This is a genomic window from Salinivibrio sp. PR919 (assembly GCF_001995355.1).
GTDB lineage: Bacteria > Pseudomonadota > Gammaproteobacteria > Enterobacterales > Vibrionaceae > Salinivibrio > Salinivibrio proteolyticus.
This window is the reverse complement of sequence record NZ_MUFL01000176.1, coordinates 1-1,018: the sequence shown is the minus strand read 5'-3', so window position 1 is coordinate 1,018 and position 1,018 is coordinate 1. Positions and strand designations below refer to the sequence as shown.

2 protein-coding genes and 3 tRNA genes are annotated in these 1,018 nt (G+C 49.9%); 4 read left to right on the top strand and 1 reads right to left on the bottom strand.

The window, feature by feature from the left end; all coding sequences use genetic code 11:
- From BZG83_RS16485 to BZG83_RS16470, 4 genes are all read left to right on the top strand, one after another.
- On the top strand, positions 1–108 hold a 108-nt coding region (locus tag BZG83_RS16485; RefSeq protein ID WP_131825123.1), incomplete at its 5' end, for a DUF933 domain-containing protein.
- A 257-nt stretch (positions 109–365) separates the two neighbouring features.
- Positions 366–442: transfer RNA gene (locus BZG83_RS16480), tRNA-Met, on the top strand.
- Positions 443–492: 50 nt separating this feature from the next.
- A tRNA-Leu gene (locus BZG83_RS16475) sits at positions 493–579 on the top strand.
- Positions 580–596: 17 nt separating this feature from the next.
- Positions 597–671 (top strand) — tRNA-Gln (locus tag BZG83_RS16470).
- 61 nt (positions 672–732) lie between these two features.
- Here the strand turns inward: BZG83_RS16470 and BZG83_RS16465 are convergent.
- On the bottom strand, positions 733–1,018 hold a 286-nt coding region (locus BZG83_RS16465), incomplete at its 5' end, for an HAD-IA family hydrolase (protein WP_158074995.1).

The window sequence follows — 1,018 nt, the reverse complement described above, 5'->3', positions numbered from 1 at the left end:
CTTTTACGATGTAGTCTTTGCCTTCTAGGCGCCGGTAAATGGCGCCTAGAAGGCAAAGACTACATCGTAAAAGATGGCGATGTGATCCATTTCCGCTTTAACGTATAAGCGCGTCATGCCTCTTGGGTGAGTTGTCGAGACCCCACCCTTATCAGATAAAACCAGCCTCCGGGCTGGTTTTTTTATTCCCACTATTCAACACCCTTCGCCACTTCCTCGGTAAGCTTTGCCGCTAAATTGTCCAAAATGGCGATTATTGCAGCCAACGAATGCAAAATCGCAAAAAAAACAATAACCAGACCTTGACGCCTTTCGCCCAGATCCGCATAATTCGCAGCGTCTTAAGGCACTACGCCTGACAGAGTGGCTACGTAGCTCAGTTGGTTAGAGCACATCACTCATAATGATGGGGTCACAGGTTCGAATCCCGTCGTAGCCACCATTATTTTTATAATTCGGTCTGCGTTTTTGTTACCGGGTTATCCACCTTTTGCGGAGGTGGCGGAATTGGTAGACGCGCTAGCTTCAGGTGCTAGTGTCCGAAAGGACGTGAGGGTTCAAGTCCCTCTCTCCGCACCAAGTTAGGCAACGCCTACTGGGGTATCGCCAAGCGGTAAGGCAACGGGTTTTGATCCCGTCATTCCCAGGTTCGAATCCTGGTACCCCAGCCATATTAAAAAGCCCACATCATGTGGGCTTTTTTGCGTTTAGGCGTTGTCTTCGGCTCATCCGCTACACCACAATCCCCAGCTTGGCGAGTTCTGCGCGGCATTGCTGTGCATCGGTAAAAGGGATACCCGCCATGCCTAGCGCTTTCGCACCTTCTACGTTCGCGATCCTGTCATCCAAAAACACACAAGAAGCTGGGTCGAGATGGTAGTCATCTAACAAGCGTTGATAAATATCAGGCTCGGGTTTTAAGTGCCCTACTTSGGCTGACACGATGGCACCATCGAACAGCGACCAAAACGCATAGCGCTGTTTTAAGAACGCCACAATTTCGTGCACATTATCGGTT